Consider the following 19,171-nt stretch of genomic DNA (forward strand, 5'->3'; position numbering starts at 1 on the left):
GATGGCCGCAGTAGGCTCTGGGGTCGTGACTACAGCGCGACTCTCCGACATCGCGGCCCAGGCGGGGGTCAGCGAAGCCACCGTCAGCCGCGTACTCAACGGTAAGGCGGGCGTCTCCGCGACCACCCGTCAGACGGTGCTGGCCGCGCTCGACGTGCTCGGCTACGAACGGCCCACCCGGCTGCGCCAGCGCAGCGCCGGGCTGATCGGCCTGATCACCCCGGAGCTCAGCAACCCGATCTTCCCCGCACTCGCCCAGGTCATCGAACAGGTGCTCAGTCGGCACGGCTACACGCCGGTGCTGTGCACCCAGACCCCGGGCGGCTCCACCGAGGACGAACTCGTCGAGATGCTGGTGGAACGCGGCGTGGCCGGCATCGTGTTCGTCTCCGGACTGCACGCCGACACCACCGCCGACCACGACCGGTACGCCAAACTCTCCGGCCGCCAGGTCCCGTTCGTGCTGATCAACGGCTTCAGCGAGAAGATCGCCGCGCCGTTCATCTCCCCGGACGACCGGGCCGCGATGTGGATGGCCGTGCAGCACCTGGTCGAGCTCGGGCACGACCGGATCGGGCTGGCGGTCGGACAGAAGCGCTTCGTCCCCGTGCTGCGCAAGATCGAGGGCTTCACCGCCGCGCTCCAGCAGCTCACCGGGCGGACCGCCGACGAGGCCGCGGACCTGATCCACCACACGCTGTTCAGCGTGGAGGGCGGGCACGCCGCCGCGCAGGCGCTGCTCGACAAGGGCTGCACGGCGATCGTCTGCGGCTCCGACATGATGGCGCTCGGCGCGATCCGCGCCGTGCGCCGCCGGGGGCTGTCGGTGCCGCAGGACGTCTCGGTGGTCGGGTTCGACGACTCGCCGCTGATAGCGTTCACCGAGCCGCCGCTGACCACTGTGCGCCAGCCGGTCGAGGCGATGGCCACGGCCGCCGTGGACGCGCTGCTGGAGGAGGTCGGCGGAAACCCGGCGCAGCGCTCGGAGTTCATGTTCCAGCCGGAGCTGGTGATGCGCGGCTCCACCGGGTCCGGTCCGCGCAACTGACGCTATTTGCTGGTGGCTTGTGGCACCCGTTGCGGCCCTCGGGAGGGAACTCCCGGGGGCCGCAGGCGTGTTCAGGTGTAGAGCTGCTCGATGTCGCGGCGGTAGGCGGTGGTGACGGCCTGCCGGCGGACCTTCAGGGACGGGGTGAGCAGGCCGCGTTCCTCGGTGAAGTCGCCGCCGACCACGCGCACCCGGCGGATCGACTCGGCGCGTGAGACGGTCGAGTTGACGGCCCCGACCGCCTCGGCGAGCGAGGCCAGCACGGCGGGGTGCACCGGGATCGCGCTGGTCATCTCGGGTGCGGGGGCGGTGTCCGTGGCGGCGGTCGGCGGGCGTTGGCGGAGGAAGTGCTCCACCGCTTCCGGGTCGAGAGTGATCAGCGCACCCACGTACGGGCGGCCGTTGCCGACCACCAGGCACTGGCTGATCAGCGGGTGGGCGCGCAGCCGGTCCTCCAGCGGGCCGGGGGAGACGTTCTTGCCGCCGGAGGTCACCAGGATCTCCTTCTTGCGGCCGGTGATGGTCAGGTAGCCGTCCTGGTCGAGCCGCCCCAGGTCGCCGGTGGCGAACCACTGCTCCCGCTCGGGCCGCTCCGCGCCCAACTCGTAGTAGCCGTCGAAGATTTGGCCGCCGCTCAGGAACACCTCGCCGTCCTCGGCGATCCGCACCGCGCTGCCGGGCACCGGCGGGCCGACGGTGCCCGGGCGGGGCCGCAGCGGCGGGTTCACGGTGGACGGGCCGGTGGTCTCGGTCAGCCCGTAGCCCTCGTACACCAGCACGCCCGCGCCGGCGAAGAACAGCAGCAGTTCCGGGTCGATCGAGGAGCCGCCGCTGATCGCGTACCGGATCCGGCCGCCCATCGCCTGACGCACCCTGCGGTACACCAGGGCGTCGTACAGCCCGTGTGCGAGGCGCAGAGACAGCGGGACGGGGGCGCCCTCGCCGGACAGCGCGGCGAGTTCGGCGCGGGCGTAGCGCACCGCGACCTCGGCGGCCCGGTCGAAGACCCGCACCGCGCCCTTCGCCTGCGCCTCGGCCCGGCCCATTTGGTGGATCTTCTCGAACAGGTAGGGCACGCCGACCAGGAAGGTGGCGCCGAACTCGGCCAGGTCGGGCCGGAGTTCGGCGGGCTTCAGGGACGGGCTGTGGCCGAACCGGATCCGGCCGAACACGCAGGTCACCTGGATCATCCGGCCCAGCACGTGTGCCAGCGGCAGGAACAGCAGGGTGGACGGCGCCTCGCCGGTCGCCGCGGTGAACACCGGCTCCAGCATGGCGTGGCAGTTCGCCGCCTCGGTGAGGAAGTTGGCGTGGGTGAGCAGGCAGCCCTTGGGGCGGCCGGTGGTGCCGGAGGTGTAGATCAGGGTGGCCTCGCTGTCCGGGCCGAGCGCCGCCCGGCGCTGCGTCAACTCCCCATCGGGGACGGCCTTTCCGAGCGTGCCGAGGGTGGCGACGGCGTCCTCGTCCAGCCGCCACAGCGTCACCGTGTCGCCGGTGCGGGCGATCGCCGCGGTGAGCGCCTCGGCGGTGCCGGCGTCCTCCGCGACCGCCAGCACCGCACCCGAGTCGCGGAGGATCCACTCGGTCTGCTCGACCGAGGAGGTCGGGTAGACCGGCACCAGGGACGCGCCGGCCGCCCAGGCGGCGAAGTCCAGCAGCGTCCACTCGTAGCGGGTGCGGGACATCAGCACGATCCGGCCGCCGGGCCGCACCCCGGCGGCGATCAGGCCGCGGGCGGTCGCGGCGACCTCGTCGGCGAACTGCCGGGCGGTCACCGGCTGCCAGCCGCCGCCCGGTCGGCGCCTGGTCAACACCTCGGCGTCCGGGGCGAGTTCGGCGTTGCGGAACGGCAGATCGGCGAGGCTGCCGGCGTCCGGCGGCGGGACCAGGTACGGGGTGCGGGCCTCGACGACCCGGTCGTTCTCGCGCAGCACTTCGACGGGTGCACGGTCGCGCAGGTGCGCGGCGCGGGCGGCCCGGGCGAGGGGGTGTGCCATCAGCGAACTCCCTTGGGTGGGATGGGGGTTCGCCCAGGGTAGGGACTCCGTCGCAAACTTACTAGACGGTAAGTTCCTTGCCGGTAGCGGAGGTTGGTCGCTCAGCAGCACCTCCAGCGCGAGGTCCACGTCCAGCGTGATCGTCGGCTTCGACGTCGGACAGGCCGCTGCCCCCGAAGCCGACCAGGTCTTCGGGGGCAGCGTTGTGCGGGTGGATGTGCGCCGTGCGAGAGCGCCGTGCGCGGGTGCCGTGCGTGGGTGCCGTGCGAGGGGTCAGACGCGACCGGCGAAGTCCGGCGCCCAGTTGGCGATGGTCTCGGTCTTCACGCCCGACTTCGGGTTGGCGGCCTCGACGTACTTGCCGTCGCCGATGTAGATCGCGACGTGGTAGACGCCCGAGTTGGAGCCGTTGTTCGACCAGAACAGCAGGTCGCCCGGCTGCAGGCTGTTCAGCGAGACACGGGTCGCGTAGTCGGCCTGGTCGGCGGCGACGCGCGGCAGGCTGATGCCGGCCTGACGGAACGCGGCCTGGGTCAGGCCCGAGCAGTCCCAGCCACCGTTGCCGGTGCCGCCGTAGATGTACGGCTGGCCGACCTTGGACAGCGCGAAGTCGATCGCCGCGGCCTTCGAACCGGTCGCCTTGACGGCGGTGGTGGCGTTGGTCGTGGTGGTCGTGGTGGTCTTCGCGGTGGTGGTCGCGGGGGTGCTCTTCGCCGGGGTGCTCGGCTTGGCGGGGGTGCTCGGCTTGGCCGGGGCGGTGTCGGAACCCGTGGAGCGGTTGCTCTTCCAGGTGGAGCCGTTGGAGGAGGACTTGGCGGCCGGGGCGGACTGCTGGGCCGGGGCCTCGGCGACCGAGACGTTGCCGAGCGCCAGCTTCTGACCCGGGTAGATCATGTCCGCGCCCTCGGTGAGCACGGAGCGGTTCAGGTCGTAGAGCTTCTGCCAGCCGCCATCGACGTGCTGGTTCTGCGCGATGGCGGACAGCCAGTCGCCGGCCACCACGGTGTAGCTGCCGTCCGCCTTGGCGGCCGGGGCGGTCTGCGGCTGGGCCTGCTGCTTCGGAGCCTGCTTCGGGGCCTGGCTCTGCGGGGCCTGGGTCTTCGGGGTCTGAGCCTTGGGGGCCTGAGCCTTGGGGGCCGGGGACTGCTTCTGCGCGGTGTCCTGCGAGCCGGAGGACTTGGCGGAGGTGTCGACCTGCGGGGTCTCGCCGCCCTTGGTCAGGCCGGCCTTGACGGAGCACACCGGCCAGGCACCGGGGCCCTGGGAGGCCAGCACCTTCTCGGCGACGGCGATCTGCTGGTCCTTGGTGGCCAGGTCGGCGCGCGGGGCGTACGCGGTACCGCCGAAGGCGGCCCAGGTGGAGGCGGTGAACTGGAGGCCGCCGTAGAAACCGTTGCCGGTGTTGATCGACCAGTTGCCGGTGGACTCGCACTGGGCGACCTTGTCCCAGGTCGCGACCGAGGCGGCGGAGGCGGTGCCGGCCATCAGGCCGGGGACGGTGAGGCCGATGCCCACCACGCCGGTGGTGGCGATCAGACGGCGGGCGCGCTTGGAGCTGACGGGCAGCATGAAGGTGCGTTCCTCTCCCACGCCTGCGAGGTGAGCTGTCGGATTCGGGCTGGAGTTGCCCGGCCGCGCGCACCTTCCGGTGCGCCCGGCTTCACCCCTAGCCCCGGACCGGTCCGTCAGGACCGCCCCAGGGCGACTTACCTGGTTCCCCCGCCCCTGCCGCGGTGCGTTTCGCATGAGCCGGCTCGCCCGGCGGCAGGATTCGGCGTTCCGGGTGAGCTGGGTCCGTGTGTCCACGAACGTGGGCAGGAGATTAAGCGGATTTAAGGATGATTAGCAAATGCCTGTGACGGCCGTCACCGGGCCCGGAAAGCGCGATCAAGGAATTCCCGGCGAACTGCGGTGGGGTCGGCGAGAACTGCTGCGCCGTCAGGGAGTTGGCGATCTTGTGCCCGTTTTAGGGTGTTATGCCGCTTGGTGAGTAAATGTTCGTCTTGGTGGCATTTGCGATCGAGTCAGTGGGGTGATTTGAGTGCTTCTGTCCGCCTTTGCTGACGGACCATGGAACTCCGCCGGGCACCCGTTTCTGTCGAACTGACGAATGACGATACGTCAGAATGCTTAACCGTTGTGGAAGTCCCCGATTCCCGATGGACCCGCCACCTATGCTGCCCCCGACGATTCGGAGTCCCTGCTGGGTGATTCGGGAGGCGGCCATCGTGGAGCAGTGGGAGAACGGGCGGCACCGGCGGCCGTTGCTGGGGCGGCGGCGAATGCTGACCTGGCTGGCGGTCGGGTCGGTGACGGCCGTCGGTGGGGGAGTGGCGCTGCGGCAGTCGCTCGCGGGGGCGGCGGTGGCGCCCGCGGGCCCGCAGCCGACGCAGGGTCTGCCCGCGTTGGACGAGAGTGGGCGGAAGTGGTCGGACGTCAAGGGGTGGGGCGGGAAGGCACCCGGGGCGGGGAGCGCTGTTCGGATCACCGACAAGGTGGTGCTGGACACCGATGCCCGGGTCGGCTCGCTGCTGATCGACACCGGCGGCTCGCTGGTGTTCGCCAAGGGCCGGTCGCTGACGCTGGAGAGCGGGGGGAACGTCGAGGTGCGGGGTGTGCTCGCGCTCGCCCCCGATGCGGCGCACACGCACACGCTGCGCTTCCCCGGGATCGACGAGCACCGCTTCCAGGGCGGCGGCATGACCGTCGTCGACACCGACACCGGCCTGTGGGTCACCGGCAGCGGCTACCTGCGCCTGGACGGCGCACCCCGGACCGCGTGGGTGCGGGCCGCCGGGGAGTTGAAGGCGGGTGAGAGCACGGTGCGGCTGGCCGCCGCCCCCGAGGGCTGGCAGGTGGGCGACGAACTCGCCGTCACCCCGACCGCGCCGCCCGACGCCGAGGGCTTCTCCGAGGCGTACGACCTGGCGACGATTCAGCGGATCGACGGCCCGAACCTCACCCTCGCCGCGCCGCTCCAGCACGCGCACCCCCGGGTGGGCGTCGGCGGCGGTGCGGTGTTCGGCGCGGAGGTGCTCAACCTGACCCGCAACGTCCGGGTCGAAGGCACCGAACAGGGCCGCGCCCACGTCCACCTGACCTCCAGCCGCCCGGCCGACATCCGGCACGCGGCGCTGAGCCGGCTCGGGCCGCGCGCCGCCGGGAAGGACAGCTGGAACGGGCAGCCCGTCACCGAACCCGTCCTCGGCCGGTACGGACTGCACTTCCACATGCTGCAGGACGCCTCGCGCGGCACCGTGGTCGAGGGCGTCGTCGTCCGCGACGCGGGCAGCCACGCGTTCGTGCCGCACATGAGCCACGGCATCACCTTCCGGGGCTGCATCGCCCACCACACCTGGGAGGACGCGTACTGGTGGGACGGCCCGAGCGACACCCGCAATCCGCAGGGGCCGTCCGACGACATCGGCTACCTGGGCTGCGTCGCCTCCCGCACCGTCTTCGAACCCAACCAGCGCGGCTACCGGCTGACCGGGTTCAGCCTCGGCGCGGGCACCGGTTCGACGGCCCGGGACTGCGTGGCCGTCGGCGTCCAGGGCGCCACCGGCGCGTCAGGGTACGAGTGGCCGGAGAACAGCGAGGGGGTGTGGACGTTCGAGAACTGCCTGGCGCACAACAACCTGGAGAACGGCATCTTCGTCTGGCTGAACGCCGCACACCACCACACCGTCACCGGCTTCGCCGCCTACCACAACGGCGGCTGGGGCATCGAGCACGGCGCCTACCTGAACGACTTCGACTGCACCGCCTCGGTGCTGTACGGCAACGCCGCCGGCGGGATCGCCGTGCACGCGCTCGGCCGCGACAAGGGCACGGTGCTCGACGGGCTGCTGATCGACGCCGCCGGGCAGTCCGACTACGCGGTCTCCACCCTCAAGCACCAACTCGACGGCGAAATGGTGGTGTTGAGCCGCAGCCGGCTGACCGGCTACCGGAAGGCCGGGGTGGCGTTCCGGGCCACCGTCGACGGCAAGCCCGACGACATCGCGGTGCTGGACTGCGAGTTCGGCGACGGGCCCGAGCTGTGGCTCGACCCGGAGGCGCCCGCGCCCAAGCAGATCCTGTTCCGCAAGGCCGGGCAGTCGGGGACGGTCGCGCTCGCCAAACCCGCGCCCGGGCTCGCCGCCGGGCCGTGGAACGCCGCCACCAGCCCCGCGAACGCGCCCACCCCGCCGCGCCAGGTCGTGCTGCCCGCACTGAAGTTCACCGACAGCGCGCCGAAGACCGGCCGCGTGCAGGGAGGGTGAAAGCGCGACGGGCGGGAACGCGTCGATGCGCTGCTCCCGCCCGTCGCGGTCCTCGGACGGCGCGTCAGCGCGCCGCGTGCGCCCCCGACGTGGTGCGCTGCTCGGCGGCCGCGGCCTCGGCGGCCTCCAGCTGCTCCTGGGTGGGCTCGGGGAGCGCCGCCAGGTAGCTGGAGGCGATCAGCTGAGCCACCGTCGGGTAGGCGCCGATCGGGGCGGCGCTCGGGCAGCCGGTCTCCTCGGCGGCCGTGGCCAGCAGCTCCGGGTCGGCCTCCGGGCCGATCACCAGCGGAGCCAGCGCGGGACGCGCGCAGCCGGTCGACTTCAGGTGCGCGACGGCCGCGGCGACCGAGCCGGGCACGTCCAGCGCGGCCGGGACGACCGGCACGGCGAGCCGGGCGGCCAGCAGCACACCGGTGATGCCGGCGGCGGCAGCGGCCTCCTCGCCACCGGTGGTGGTCAGCACCACGCCGTCGGCGGCGGTGGCGATCGCGAACAGGCGGGCGCGGTCGGCGCGGGCGAGGTCCGCCTCGGACAGGCGCACGTGCACGGCCTCGGCCAGCAGCGGGTGCGGGCCCAGCGGGTCCAGCACCTGCGCGCCGGTCTCGGCCGCGGCCTTGTGCAGCTCCGGCAGGAACTCGTGCGGCCCCGGAACCAGCGGCACCACCACCGGCGCGGCCAGGCCGGCCTCGGCCGCCGCGCTCAGCAGGTCGGCCACGGTCGGAGCGCCCTCGCCGCCCAGGTAAGCGGCCGTCACCTCGATGCCCGGCTGGTCGCCGCGCACGATGGACAGCAGCTCCTCGACGGCCGGGCGGGTGTCCGGCCCGGCGACGGCCGGAACCGCCAGCACCAGGGCAGGCGAACCGGCCATGATCTCGGGGCGCTCGGGACGGCGGTGGCGCCCCCGCGCACGGGAGCCTGGCGTACGGACGGGCAGTGGCGCGCCCGGGATGGCTGCGGTGCTCATGGGCCAGATCGTAGGACATTGCCCAGCGTGCCTTGCAGCCGGATGCCGACAGCGGGCGGCTTTCCGCCAGGAAGTGACGGTCATCACAGCGCGAGTTGTGACTGGCTGTGAGGCGCGGGGCGGGTGGTGATGATCGACAACGCGCTGACGGCTGTGTGCGGACGGTCATGGAGCGATGGCCGATTTGCTGTGCTGTGTCCGCTTACGCACCGTCAATTGCAGCCCTGTGAAGGCTTGGTGTCGGCATTGGCACGTTCGTCTGCACGGGATATTTCTCGTGCTGATGCACGTGCAGCCGAGCTATCATCACGTCAAGTGAGGCATTCACCAGGGTCTGGGGAGAAATCAATGGGTGAGGCGTACAACGGCATGGCGGCGGCGGAGCTCGACGTCGTCTGGCAGAAGAGCCGCTACAGCAACTCGAAGGGCAACTGTGTGGAGTTCGCCGCGCTGCCGGGCGGCGGCGTCGCGATGCGCAACTCGCGTTTCCCCGACGGGCCGGCGCTGGTCTACACCCGGGCGGAGATCGACGCCATGCTGCTCGGTGTGAAGGACGGGGAGTTCGACCACCTTGGTTCCGCGTCCTGACGGAACATCAGCAGTGCTGCAGCCTGGCCGTCGTGGGAGAACCCACGACGGCCTTCGTGTTTTCCGCAGGGCTCCCCGTGCGGGTGCGGGGGCGGGCCGATGCGGATTCGGGCAGGTGCGGATTCGGGCGGGCGCAGGTCCGGGCGGGCGCGGATTCGGAGGAGCGGAAGAGTCGCGGGCGTCAGGCGGAGCGGCGGTGCCGGCCGAGGTTCGGCACCGAGGGTTCGACGAGGGCCTCAGGTATGCGGGCGTCGAACAGTGCCCACACCACCTTCCCCGCGCCCGCCAGCGGGTGCCAGCCCCAGGAGCGGGAGAAGGAGTCCACCAGGTGCAGACCGCGGCCGGACTCCGCCACGAAGTCGGCCTCGCGGGCGATCGGGCCGGAGCTGGACGGGTCGCTCACCGCGCACACCACCTGCGGGGCCCGGTGCACCAGGCTGATCCGGATCGGCAGCGAGCCGACGGCCAGTTGGGGCGCGGTCTGGGTCGGGACACGGGACGGCTCGTGCTGGCCGAGGGCGTGCCGCAGCGCGTTGGTCACCAACTCCGAGGCCACCAGGGCGACATCGTCGAAGAGGTCGCCGAGTCCCCAGCCTTCGAGGGTGGTTCGGGCGAACTCCCGCGCGGTGCGCACGGCTTCGAAGCGGGGAGCGAGCGTACAGCTGACCACATGCGGGTCGGTCGCCAGGGCCGTACCGGTGCTCATGAAGAGCTCCTCCCATAAGGGGGCGGACACGGCGGGACCCACCGGGGTCATGCCGGTCACCTCCGACTCGCTCGGCCGCTCTGCCGCCGTGCCGGACCGCTGCGCGCACACGCAAGTACCCAGCGACGCACGGGCGTTGCCGGGACGGGTGTGCGGAATCGCGCAAGCTGTCGACGCGGAGCCCGCGGGGTTGCCAAGGGCGTGCAAGTGCACGTGCACCATGGTCCTCTGCGCTCACGGCAGATGCAAGAGTCGATTCACGTGCAGTCGTGCGATTGGCATATGCATGCACCGGATGCACGTGCAAGATGGTGTCTGCGCGTCAGAACCGGTAGCCCGGCGCATCACTACCGGCACTCAGTGCGTCCAAGTGATGGCAGACTGTGCAACTGGTCTTTCCGAGTGGAGGTTTGGTCAGATGACCACAGTGCAGCCCGGTGGGGGCTCGATGGTTCGCCGCATCCTCCTCGGCTCCCAGCTCCGCCGACTCCGCGACAGCTGCGGGATCAGTCGGGAGGACGCCGGCTACGCGATCCGCGCCTCGGAATCCAAGATCAGCCGGATGGAACTCGGCCGGGTCTCCTTCAAGGAGCGCGACGTCGCCGACCTGCTCAGCCTCTACGGCCTGGCCGGAGGCCCGGAGCGCGAGACCCTGCTCGCCCTGGTCCGCGAGGCCAACAAGTCCGGCTGGTGGCACAGTTACAACGACGTGCTGCCCAACTGGTTCCAGACCTACATGGGCCTGGAGGAGGCCGCCGCACTGATCCGCACCTACGAGGTGCAGTTCATCCCCGGCCTGCTCCAGTGCGAGGAGTACGCCCGGGCGATCTTCGCGCAGAACCGCCCCGTGCTCGCCGACGACGAGATCGAACGCCGGGTCGCACTGCGCGCCCGGCGGCAGAAGCTGCTCACCGACGGCCGCGGCCCCAAGCTGTGGGCCGTCATCGACGAGGCCGCGCTGCGCCGCCCCGTCGGCGGCCCCGAGGTGATGCGCGCCCAGCTGGAACACCTGCTGGAGCTCGCCCAACTCCCCAGCGTGGTCCTCCAGGTGATGCCCTTCCGGTTCGGCGCGCACGCCGGTGAGAGCGGCGCGTTCTCGGTGCTGCGCTTCCCCGAGCAGGACCTGCCGGACGTGGTCTACCTGGAGCAGCTCACCAGCGCGCTGTACCTGGACAAGCGCGACGACGTGGACGAGTACGTGCAGGTCATGGAGCGGCTCTGCGTGGACAGCCTGACGCCGCAGCAGACCATCGACCTGCTGCAGGGCATCCTCAAGAGCCAGTGACGGCAGGGGCTCCCGGTGTCTCAAGGCCCCGGCCGGGGTCCACGGGGCATCCGGTGCCGGGCTCCGCGGGCCGCCCCGGACGCAGTTCGGTATCGGCGCGGTGAACCCGATTGACCGCGGACCGGACAACTGCCATGGTGACTGCGCCGCCGTCACCCCCGGCCACCGGGGAGCGGAACGAGCGGCATTCCGGCTCCACCAACACGGGGGTTTGGTGGAGCCGGCCCCGACGCCTTCTCGGACGCTCCGGTATCGGGCCGGCCGGGCCCGGAGATGATCAGCGCTCCGACAGCACCTCCTGCTGCACCGCCCGGTACTGGTAGTCCGGCACCGGGGCCGGCTCGGCGGCGGCCTTGCGGCGGCCGCTGCGCAGCGCGCCGGTGAGCGCGATCAGCAGGCCGAGCGTGGTGGTGCCCGTCACCAGCAGCAGGGCGGGCCGGTACCCGGCGAGTTGGGCGTGCGCGTCCGTGCCGCCGCCGGAGCCCGCGGTGAGCACCGCCGTGGTGACGGCCAGCACGATCGCGCCGCCCACCTGGAGCGCGGTGTTCACCAGGCCCGAGGCGAGGCCCTGTTCGTCGTCCGCCACGCCGTTGGTGGCCGCGACGTTGATCGAGGGGAAGCCGAGCGCGAAGCCCGCGCCGATCAGCAGCATGCTGGGCAGCACCAGGCCGAGGAAGGAGCTGTGCTCGTCCAGCCGCAGGAAGAGCGCGTAGCCCGTGACCATCGAGGCCACGCCGACCGGGAGCACCCGCTCCGGGCCGAACCTGTCCAGCAGGCGGCTGACCGAGCCGGCCGAGAGGGCGACGATCGCGCCGCCCGGCAGCAGGCCGAGCGCCGTCTCCAGCGCGGACCAGCCGAGCAGCCGCTGCAGGTACAGCGTGGCCACGAACTGGAAGCCCGCGTACGAGCCCATCAGCGTCAGCGCCGTCAGGTTGGCCCGGCGCACGCCCGCGCTGCGGAAGATGCCGAGCCGCACCAGCGGGTGCGCGGTGCGCGCCTCGATCGCCAGGAAGGCCGCGGCCAGCGCCACCACCAGCAGCAGCGAGCCGATCGTGCGCAGCGACAGCCAGCCCGCGCCCTGCGCCTCCGTGACCGTGAACACCAGCAGCAGGACGGCGACGGTGCCGGTGATCGCGCCCGCCACGTCGTACCCGCCGGAGCTGCGCTGCTCGCGCTGACGGGGCAGCAGCTTGATGCCGGCGAGCAGCGCGATCAGCGCGATCGGGACGGGCATCAGGAACGTCAGCCGCCAGCCGGCCGACGTCAGCAGCCCGCTGATCACCAGGCCCAGCGAGAAACCGGCCGCGGAGCAGGTGGTGTAGATGGACAGCGCGCGGTTGCGGGCCGGGCCCTCGGCGAACGTGGTGGTGATGATGGAGAGGCCGGCCGGGGCGGTGAACGCGGCGCTGATGCCCTTCAGGAAGCGGGCGCCGATCAGCAGCGGGCCGCTGTCGACCAGGCCGCCGAGCAGCGAGGCGCCGGCGAACACGGCCAGGGCTATCAGGAAGACCCGGCGACGGCCGAGCAGGTCGGCGGCGCGGCCGCCGAGCAGCAGCAGGCCGCCGTAACCCAGGACGTAGCCGCTCACCACCCATTGCAGGGCGGAGTCGGAGAGATGCAGGTCGGCGCCGATCGAGGGCAGGGCGACGCCCACCATCGAGACGTCGAGGGCGTCCAGGAACATGGCGGCGCAGAGCACCACCAGGGCGCCCCAGAGGCGAGGGGTCCATCGCGTGTCGGTCATGGCACCGAACGCTACATGCATGTGCATGCGATGCAAACGCATTTAATGCACTCGCAACAGATGCGTACGCATGTGCTAACGTAGCGGCGTGACCGACCCAGATCCAGACCGTGACCCAGCTGCGGAGACGGCGCTCAGCGAGAAGTGGCGCGCCGTCCTGGCCTGCCACGCGGCCACGTCCTGCGCGATAGACCGCGAGCTCGGCGAGGCCTTCGGAATCGGCGTCAGCGAGTTCGAACTGCTGGAGCGCCTCTGGGAGTTCGAGCAGGAGGAGGCGCAGGCGGGCTCGCGCGCGCAGGTCCTCTCCGGTGCCGTGCACCTCAGCCAGAGCGCGTTCTCCCGGCTGGTCGCCCGGATGGAGAAGGCCGGCCTGGTGGAGCGCTCGCTGTGCCAGGACGACCGCCGCGGCATCTTCGTCTCCCTCACCGACGAGGGCCGCGAGCGCTACCGCAAGGCCCGCCCCGTGCACCGCCGGATCCTCGCCGAGACGCTGCCGCCGACGGACTGACCGACCGGCCCCGGAGCCCTCGGAACAGCCTGACCTCGGGGCAGGGCGACCTCAGGGCGGCGTGGTCTCAGGACAGCGTGGCCCCAGGGCGGCGTGGCTTCAGGGCAGGGTGGCCTCAGAGCAGAGCGGCCTCAGAGCAGGGTGGAGAGGCCCGGTGCGGCCGCGATCAGCGCTGCCGCCACGGGAGCGGCCAGCGCCGCCAGCGTCCACGCCAGCCGGGAGCGCCGGGGCAGCCGCGGCTCGCCCAGCAGCAGCCGGTCCACCCGGGCGGGGGACTGCGCCAACTGCCGCGGCGGGCAGGACGCGAACACCTCGCTGTTCAGCTCCGCCAGTGCCAGCGCCGTGGTCACCCGCCCGTGCCGGCGCGCCGCCCGGTCGTCCGCCGCCAGCTCCACCAGCACCGCCACCTGGTCCCGGAACGCGGAGAACACCCCCACCCCCGGAAAGCCCGTCGCCAGTGCCTGCGCACACTGCGCCAACCAGTGGTGCCGGGCCCGGACGTGACCCTGTTCGTGGCTCAGCACCGCCGCCAACTCCCGGTCGGAGAGCTGCTGCAGCGCGCCGGTGGTCACCACCAGCCGGGCCCGCGGCCCCGGCAGCGACGACACCTGCGGCCGCACGTTCTCCAGCACCACCAGCGGCTCCTTCGCCGCCCGCTGGCGCGGCAGCAGCGAGGCCGGCAACTCGGGGGCCCGCCGAACCAGTTGGGCGTGCCGGTGGCCGCGCTCCGCACGCGCCGAACGGATCTCCCGGGCCAGCGACAGCGCCGTCCACAGCCCGCCCGCCGCCAGTACCGCCGCCGACAGCCGGCCCCAACCCTCGCGGCCCGCAAGGCCGTACGCCTCCGGGACCCCGTCCGGGGCGCCCGAGAAGACCACGTCCCGCCAGGCCGGCAGCGCCGCGGCACTCGCCAGCAGCAGACTCAGCACGCAACACAGCAGCACCGCGACCACCAGCATCTGCCAGACCAGCAAGGCCAACACGGGTTCTCGCTCGGGCCAGCGGGCCCGGGCCAGACGGCTCGGCGCCACGGTGGCGAGCAGCAGTCCGAGCAGCAACAGGCTCAGCAGTGCCGTCATGACAGGGGCTCCCCGAGGAGGGATTCGAGGCGCGGCGATGCGCTTCCCCCCAACCTATGCCTCCTCACGCCGACGGGGAACGTCCGGGTGCCCCCAGTGACCAACACCACGTCCCCACAGGGTTTCGGACGCTCCGTCAGATCAATTCCCGCACCGCCCGGTTCACATGGTCAGCAGCATCGCGAACATCCCGATCCCCATCGCCGCCCGGCAGGCCCGCGGCAGCGGCGCCGCCACCGCCGCACCGCCCGCTGCGATCACCCGGCTGCCCTCCCAGAGCGCGTAGCCGCCGAAGTACACCAGTAGCAGACCCGTGACCAGCGGCAACCCGCCCGGTTGGGAGTGGTGCCCGGCGTGCCCGCCCGGCGGGCCGCCCGCCATCGCCAGCGCCATGTACGCCATCGCCAGCGCGCCGATCCCGTGGTGCAGGCGGTGCGCCCGCAGTCCCGAGCCGCCGCGCCCGGCCAGCGCGCCCACCAGCAGCACCGCCGCCAGCAGCGCGTACGGCCAGCCCCAGGCCACGCCCGGCAGCAGGGCCATCCCCGCCATGCCGAGGCCCATCGCGGCCTCCAACGCGTCCGACTCCCGGCCGGCCGGTCGGTCGTGTCCGCAGGACCCGGCGACCTGCCGCCCCCGCCCGAGCTGCCGGACCCGCCACCCGCAGTAACCGCCGCTGCCCACGGCCAGTGCCGCCAGCAGCCAGTTGACCAGTGCCGGTCCGTGCATCGCCTCCCCCTCTGGCCGGATGTACGGAGCCCCCTCCACGATCACCGACCGCGACCGGAGGCAGGAGGGCGTGCGTGGGGGCGCATCGAGGCGCGCGCGGGGGCGCGCCCGGCGTGAAAGCCCCGTCCGGGCGGTGATCGGGTTGCGGCCGGGCCGTGCTCGGGCAGCGGTCGGGCGGTGCTCGGGCGGCGCTCGGCGCGGCGGCTGCGCGGCGGCCGGAGGGCGGTCGGCACGGTCGGTGACGGTGCGGTCCGGCCCCGGTGGCGGGTGGTTCGGGGGCGGGGGAGGGTCGGCCGTACCGGAAGCATCGCCGGATCTGTCCGTTTCATCCATCCCGTAAGGGACCAAGGTCGTCAGCGCTACGAACTGGAGTGTCCGCCGTCAAGTTGCCCTTGAGCCGGAGAACCTTTCGCATTTAACGTGGTCTTGTCGAAATAACTCCTGTCGAAGTGAGCCTGTGATGCAGAATCTTTCGCCGACGCTCGCGGCCGCGGGCGACGCCCCCACCGTCGACCTCGCCGGGCACCCGGCCTGGCTGGCTCTCAAGGACGCCGTCGAGGCCCTCCGGCCCCTGCAGTCCAAGGACGGCTCGATCGACCTCGCCGCCGTGCCCCGCACCACCGTCGACCCGCTGGTCGAGACCGTGCAGTCCGCCGTGGCCGAGCTCGCCCCGCACTTCCCGCACGACGCCGAGTACCTCGCCGCCGTCCGGACCGACCTCGGCAAGTGGGCCGACACCGGCTACCGGGAGCCCGACTTCCTGGACTCGCTGATGGCCTTCCGCCCCAACGAGCAGCGCATCGACGGCATCGGCCACCTGGTCGTCTTCCCGATGTACACCCAGAACGGCAACCCGAACCGGAACCTGGAAGCCGTCCTGCTGAAGGTCGTCTGGCCCGAGTGGATCGCCGAGCTGGAGAAGACCCGCTTCGACAACCCGGGCTACCTCGGCATCACCTTCGACGACTTCACCGCCGGCTACGACACCAACTCCGCCGTGCTGTTCCCCGAGACGGTGGCCGTCCGCGAAGCGCCGGAACGTTTCACCTGGGGCGGCATCTTCTGCGACCGCGAGGCCGCCCGCTTCCGCACCGTCTCCACCAGCGCCGTCCGCCAGCTCGGCCTCGACATCCCCGCCGACGCGGCGAGCCTGCTCCAGGACCAGGACCGCGTTCAGCAGACCTTCGTCCTGTGGGACCTCGTCCACGACCGCACCCACAGCCACGGCGACCTGCCCTTCGACCCGTTCATGATCAAGCAGCGCAGCCCGTTCTGGATGTACGGCCTCGAAGAGCTCCGCTGTGACCTGAACACCTTCAAGGAGTCGGTCAAGCTGGAGGCCGAGGGCTACACCCAGGGCCGCGACGTCCAGTACGCCGTCCTCTTCGACCGGATGTTCCGCTTCCCGGTCACCGGCGACCGGGTCCGCAACTACGACGGCATGGGCGGCCAGCTGCTCTTCGCCTACCTGCACAAGCACGACGCCCTGCGCTGGCGCGACAACCGCCTCACCATCGACTGGTCGCGCGTCGCCGAGGTCACCAACGAGCTCTGCGCCGAGATCGAGACCCTCTACCGCGACGGCATCGACCGGCCCAAGACCGCCCACTGGATCGCCGCCTACCAGCTGGTCTCCCAGTACCTCACCCCGCACCCCGCCTCCACCTGGGCCAAGGGCCCCGAGGCGCTCCCGCTCGACCTCGCCGACGACAAGGCGCTCCGCAAGGCCCTCTGCGACGCCGTCCACCCCGACGAGTTCCCGCTCAGCATGTTCTACGAAGCCCTGGCCAAGAAGCTCAGCCGCGTGATCGCCGACACCAAGGGCATCACCAGCGCCGACGTCGAGGAGATCGCCGCGTGACCGCCGCCGCCCGTACCGAGACCGCCCGCCCGCTCGACGGCAAGGTCATCGCCGTCGCCGGAGCCAGCGGCCCCGCCGGCCAGGCCACCCTGCGCCGCCTCGCCGCCGACGGCGCCACCGTGATCGGCGCCGACATCGACCAGCAGCGCCTGGACCGGGTCATCGACGGCATCCGCACCGCCGTGCCCGGCGCGAAGATCACCGGCCAGGTCATCGACCTGCTCGACCCGCAGGAAGTCCACGACTGGGCCGACCACCTCGAAGCCGAGCACGGCCACATCGACGCCCTGTTCCACCTGGTCGGCGGCTGGCGCGGAAGCAAGACCTTCCACGACTCCCGCATCGACGACTGGGACTTCCTGCACGACACCGTCGTGCGCACCCTCCAGCACACCTCGCTGGCCTTCCAGCCCGCCCTGCTGCGCAGCACCGACGGCCGGTACGCCATGGTCTCCGCCGCCGCCGCGCACAAGCCCACCGCGGGCGGCGCCGCGTACGCCGCCGCCAAGGCCGCCACCGAGGCCTGGACCCTCGCCATGGCGAACTCCTTCGTGAAGGAGACCACCGCCGAGGACGGCACCCCCACCGCCGCAGCTGCGATCCTGGTCATCAAGGCCTTGGTCAGCCCCGAGATGCGTGCCGAGAAGCCGGACGCCAAGTTCCCGGGCTTCACCGACACCGCCGACCTGGCCACCACCCTGGCGGGCCTCTGGGACCGCCCCGCAGCAGAACTGAACGGACAGCACCTGTGGCTGACAGCCCGATGACCACCCCCTTCGGCCCGACCGACGCAGTACGGCACCACGACCCCGCAGTGCGCGGCTTCGCCAGCGACAACTACGCCGGCGTGCACCCCGAGATCCTCGCCGCGATAGCCCTCGCCAACGACGGCCACCAGGTCGCGTACGGCGAGGACCAGTACACCGAGCACCTGCAGACCGTCTTCCGCCGCCACTTCGGCGACCGGGCCGAGGCGTTCCCCGTCTTCAACGGCACCGGCGCCAACGTGGTCGCCCTGCAGGCCCTGCTGCCGCGCTGGGGAGCGGTGATCGCCGCCGCCACCGCGCACATCAACGTGGACGAGTGCGGCGCGCCCGAGAAGCTCGCCGGCATCAAGATCCACACCGTCCCCACCCCGGACGGCAAGCTCACCCCCGAGCTGATCGACCAGCAGGCCTGGGGCTGGGGCGACGAGCACCGCGCCCAGCCGCTCGCCGTCTCCATCACCCAGTCCACCGAACTCGGCACCCTCTACACCGTCGACGAGGTCCGGGCGATCTGCGAGCACGCCCACGAGCGCGGCATGCTCGTCCACATGGACGGCTCCCGGCTCGCCAACGCGGCCGCCACCCTCGGCGTCCCGTTCCGCGAGTTCACCACCGACGCCGGCGTCGACGTCCTCTCCTTCGGCGGCACCAAGAACGGCCTGCTGTTCGGCGAGGCCGTGGTCGTCCTCAACCCCGAGCGGGTTCGCGACCTCAAGTACCTGCGCAAGATGTCGATGCAGCTCGCCTCGAAGATGCGCTTCGTCTCGGTCCAGTTCGAGGCCCTCCTCACCGGCGACCTCTGGCTCCGCAACGCCGGCCACGCCAACGCGATGGCGCTCCGCCTGGAGGCCGCCGTCCGCGACATCCCCGGCGTCACCGTGGTCCGCCCCGTCAAGGCCAACGCCGTCTTCGCGCTCCTCCCGCGCGAGGTCAGCGAGCGCCTCCAGAAGCGCTACCGCTTCTACTTCTGGGACGAGCACACCGGCGAGGTCCGCTGGATGGCCGCCTTCGACACCACCGAGGCCGACATCGACGCGTTCGCTGCCGCGATCGCGGAGGAGATGGGCCGCGACGCCTGACGGCGCTCGCCCGCTCGCCTGCTCGGTCTGCTGTGCGACGGCCGGCCCGGAAGACTTCTTCCGGGCCGGCCGTCGGCGTCGGTGGGCGGGTTTCGGTGGCCCGACCTGGAGGTGTTTGCGCCTGGGACGGATCCGGCGTAGTGTTCACTGGTCGCTCGGCAGGGAGCACCGGACACGCATCTGTGTGGACGGTCCCGGGGCGGCCAATCCCTTGGAACCACCCAGTTGATCCGTGTCGGGTCGCGTCCTTTTCGCGTCTCCGTTCGTATTTGCTGTGCGCGTTTTCGGAGATTGCGGCGGATTCGCTTTTCGGAGCGGGGATCGGCTAGAGTTTGAAACGTCGGAACGGCCGCGAGGCGGGGAAGACAAACAGCAAGTCGGATCGAAACTCCGGAAAACGGAGCGGAGAACATCTGATAAGCTGAGAACACGAAAGAACGCAGTACATTGAAACGAAGCGCCCGGAGGGTCCGCAGGAATGCGGCTCGAAGGAAGCGTCCGTTCCTTGAGAACTCAACAGCGTGCCAAAAGTCAACGCCAGATATGTTGACATC

Annotated in this window: 15 protein-coding genes and 1 riboswitch; of the genes, 8 read left to right on the forward strand and 7 right to left on the reverse strand. The window is 71.7% G+C overall.

The window, feature by feature from the left end; all coding sequences use genetic code 11:
* Window position 1 precedes the first annotated feature (1 nt).
* Window positions 2-1,048, forward strand: coding sequence for a LacI family DNA-binding transcriptional regulator (locus ACFV4P_RS19290; RefSeq protein WP_073813130.1), 1,047 nt, complete (start codon window positions 2-4; stop codon window positions 1,046-1,048).
* Between the two features lie 71 nt (window positions 1,049-1,119).
* Here ACFV4P_RS19290 and ACFV4P_RS19295 read toward each other — a convergent pair whose 3' ends face one another.
* Together ACFV4P_RS19295 and ACFV4P_RS19300 are read right to left on the reverse strand one after the other, a co-directional pair.
* Window positions 1,120-3,045, reverse strand: coding sequence for an AMP-dependent synthetase/ligase (locus ACFV4P_RS19295; RefSeq protein WP_380472569.1), 1,926 nt, complete (start codon window positions 3,043-3,045; stop codon window positions 1,120-1,122).
* A gap of 273 nt (window positions 3,046-3,318) precedes the next feature.
* On the reverse strand, window positions 3,319-4,635 hold the full coding sequence (locus tag ACFV4P_RS19300; RefSeq protein WP_380472571.1) for a transglycosylase family protein: 1,317 nt from the start codon (window positions 4,633-4,635) through the stop codon (window positions 3,319-3,321).
* Window positions 4,622-4,793: riboswitch (cyclic di-AMP (ydaO/yuaA leader) on the reverse strand. It overlaps the preceding gene by 14 nt.
* A 480-nt stretch (window positions 4,794-5,273) precedes the next feature.
* Here ACFV4P_RS19300 and ACFV4P_RS19305 point away from each other — a divergent pair.
* Entirely contained in the window at window positions 5,274-7,310 is a 2,037-nt protein-coding gene (locus tag ACFV4P_RS19305; protein ID WP_380472573.1) for a hypothetical protein, read from the forward strand.
* A 64-nt stretch (window positions 7,311-7,374) separates the two neighbouring features.
* Here ACFV4P_RS19305 and ACFV4P_RS19310 read toward each other — a convergent pair whose 3' ends face one another.
* Window positions 7,375-8,274: a hypothetical protein gene (locus tag ACFV4P_RS19310; RefSeq protein WP_380472575.1), complete on the reverse strand. Its 900-nt coding sequence runs from the start codon at window positions 8,272-8,274 to the stop codon at window positions 7,375-7,377.
* 348 nt (window positions 8,275-8,622) lie between these two features.
* Between ACFV4P_RS19310 and ACFV4P_RS19315 the strand changes: the two genes are divergently transcribed.
* Window positions 8,623-8,862: a DUF397 domain-containing protein gene (locus ACFV4P_RS19315; RefSeq protein ID WP_380472576.1), complete on the forward strand. Its 240-nt coding sequence runs from the start codon at window positions 8,623-8,625 to the stop codon at window positions 8,860-8,862.
* 181 nt (window positions 8,863-9,043) lie between these two features.
* On the opposite strand, the gene ACFV4P_RS19320 is transcribed toward ACFV4P_RS19315, so the two are convergent.
* Complete coding sequence (locus tag ACFV4P_RS19320) at window positions 9,044-9,568, reverse strand: ATP-binding protein (protein WP_380472578.1); 525 nt, start codon at window positions 9,566-9,568, stop codon at window positions 9,044-9,046.
* Between the two features lie 418 nt (window positions 9,569-9,986).
* Here ACFV4P_RS19320 and ACFV4P_RS19325 point away from each other — a divergent pair, with 418 nt between their 5' ends.
* A complete protein-coding gene (locus ACFV4P_RS19325) occupies window positions 9,987-10,853 on the forward strand; it encodes a helix-turn-helix domain-containing protein (protein ID WP_380472580.1) in 867 nt (288 codons plus the stop codon).
* Window positions 10,854-11,130: 277 nt separating this feature from the next.
* Here the strand turns inward: ACFV4P_RS19325 and ACFV4P_RS19330 are convergent, their stop codons facing one another.
* Window positions 11,131-12,597: an MFS transporter gene (locus ACFV4P_RS19330; RefSeq protein ID WP_380472582.1), complete on the reverse strand. Its 1,467-nt coding sequence runs from the start codon at window positions 12,595-12,597 to the stop codon at window positions 11,131-11,133.
* Window positions 12,598-12,685: 88 nt separating this feature from the next.
* Between ACFV4P_RS19330 and ACFV4P_RS19335 the strand changes: the two genes are divergently transcribed.
* Complete coding sequence (locus ACFV4P_RS19335) at window positions 12,686-13,105, forward strand: MarR family winged helix-turn-helix transcriptional regulator (protein WP_380472584.1); 420 nt, start codon at window positions 12,686-12,688, stop codon at window positions 13,103-13,105.
* A gap of 131 nt (window positions 13,106-13,236) precedes the next feature.
* On the opposite strand, the gene ACFV4P_RS19340 is transcribed toward ACFV4P_RS19335, so the two are convergent.
* Window positions 13,237-14,184: a M56 family metallopeptidase gene (locus ACFV4P_RS19340; protein WP_380472586.1), complete on the reverse strand. Its 948-nt coding sequence runs from the start codon at window positions 14,182-14,184 to the stop codon at window positions 13,237-13,239.
* A 162-nt stretch (window positions 14,185-14,346) separates the two neighbouring features.
* On the reverse strand, window positions 14,347-14,910 hold the full coding sequence (locus ACFV4P_RS19345) for a DUF5134 domain-containing protein (RefSeq protein ID WP_380472588.1): 564 nt from the start codon (window positions 14,908-14,910) through the stop codon (window positions 14,347-14,349).
* 460 nt (window positions 14,911-15,370) lie between these two features.
* On the opposite strand from ACFV4P_RS19345, the gene ACFV4P_RS19350 reads away from it, so the two are divergent.
* The 3 genes from ACFV4P_RS19350 to ACFV4P_RS19360 are packed head-to-tail and all read left to right on the forward strand — an operon-like array spanning window position 15,371 to window position 18,617.
* Window positions 15,371-16,771, forward strand: a complete 1,401-nt coding sequence (locus ACFV4P_RS19350; RefSeq protein ID WP_380472590.1) for a DUF6421 family protein — start codon at window positions 15,371-15,373, stop codon at window positions 16,769-16,771.
* Window positions 16,768-17,538, forward strand: coding sequence for an SDR family oxidoreductase (locus ACFV4P_RS19355; RefSeq protein ID WP_073813111.1), 771 nt, complete (start codon window positions 16,768-16,770; stop codon window positions 17,536-17,538). The genes ACFV4P_RS19350 and ACFV4P_RS19355 overlap by 4 nt, the downstream gene beginning before the upstream one ends.
* Window positions 17,535-18,617: a threonine aldolase family protein gene (locus ACFV4P_RS19360; protein ID WP_380472620.1), complete on the forward strand. Its 1,083-nt coding sequence runs from the start codon at window positions 17,535-17,537 to the stop codon at window positions 18,615-18,617. Before ACFV4P_RS19355 ends, ACFV4P_RS19360 begins: the two co-directional genes overlap by 4 nt.
* The last annotated feature ends 554 nt before the right edge of the window (window positions 18,618-19,171 follow it).

The organism is Kitasatospora sp. NPDC059795, from assembly GCF_042732175.1.
Lineage (GTDB): Bacteria > Actinomycetota > Actinomycetes > Streptomycetales > Streptomycetaceae > Kitasatospora.

What these genes read in the sequence shown, in the direction of transcription:
- ACFV4P_RS19320 (WP_380472578.1), bottom strand. Translation starts at nt 9,568, where the DNA reads ATGAGCACCGGTACGGCCCTGGCGACCGACCCGCATGTGGTCAGCTGT.
- ACFV4P_RS19330 (WP_380472582.1), bottom strand. Translation starts at nt 12,597, where the DNA reads ATGACCGACACGCGATGGACCCCTCGCCTCTGGGGCGCCCTGGTGGTG.
- ACFV4P_RS19295 (WP_380472569.1), bottom strand. Translation starts at nt 3,045, where the DNA reads ATGGCACACCCCCTCGCCCGGGCCGCCCGCGCCGCGCACCTGCGCGAC.
- ACFV4P_RS19310 (WP_380472575.1), bottom strand. Translation starts at nt 8,274, where the DNA reads ATGAGCACCGCAGCCATCCCGGGCGCGCCACTGCCCGTCCGTACGCCA.
- ACFV4P_RS19315 (WP_380472576.1), top strand. Translation starts at nt 8,623, where the DNA reads ATGGGTGAGGCGTACAACGGCATGGCGGCGGCGGAGCTCGACGTCGTC.
- ACFV4P_RS19345 (WP_380472588.1), bottom strand. Translation starts at nt 14,910, where the DNA reads ATGCACGGACCGGCACTGGTCAACTGGCTGCTGGCGGCACTGGCCGTG.
- ACFV4P_RS19360 (WP_380472620.1), top strand. Translation starts at nt 17,535, where the DNA reads ATGACCACCCCCTTCGGCCCGACCGACGCAGTACGGCACCACGACCCC.
- ACFV4P_RS19325 (WP_380472580.1), top strand. Translation starts at nt 9,987, where the DNA reads ATGACCACAGTGCAGCCCGGTGGGGGCTCGATGGTTCGCCGCATCCTC.
- ACFV4P_RS19290 (WP_073813130.1), top strand. Translation starts at nt 2, where the DNA reads ATGGCCGCAGTAGGCTCTGGGGTCGTGACTACAGCGCGACTCTCCGAC.
- ACFV4P_RS19340 (WP_380472586.1), bottom strand. Translation starts at nt 14,184, where the DNA reads ATGACGGCACTGCTGAGCCTGTTGCTGCTCGGACTGCTGCTCGCCACC.
- ACFV4P_RS19350 (WP_380472590.1), top strand. Translation starts at nt 15,371, where the DNA reads ATGCAGAATCTTTCGCCGACGCTCGCGGCCGCGGGCGACGCCCCCACC.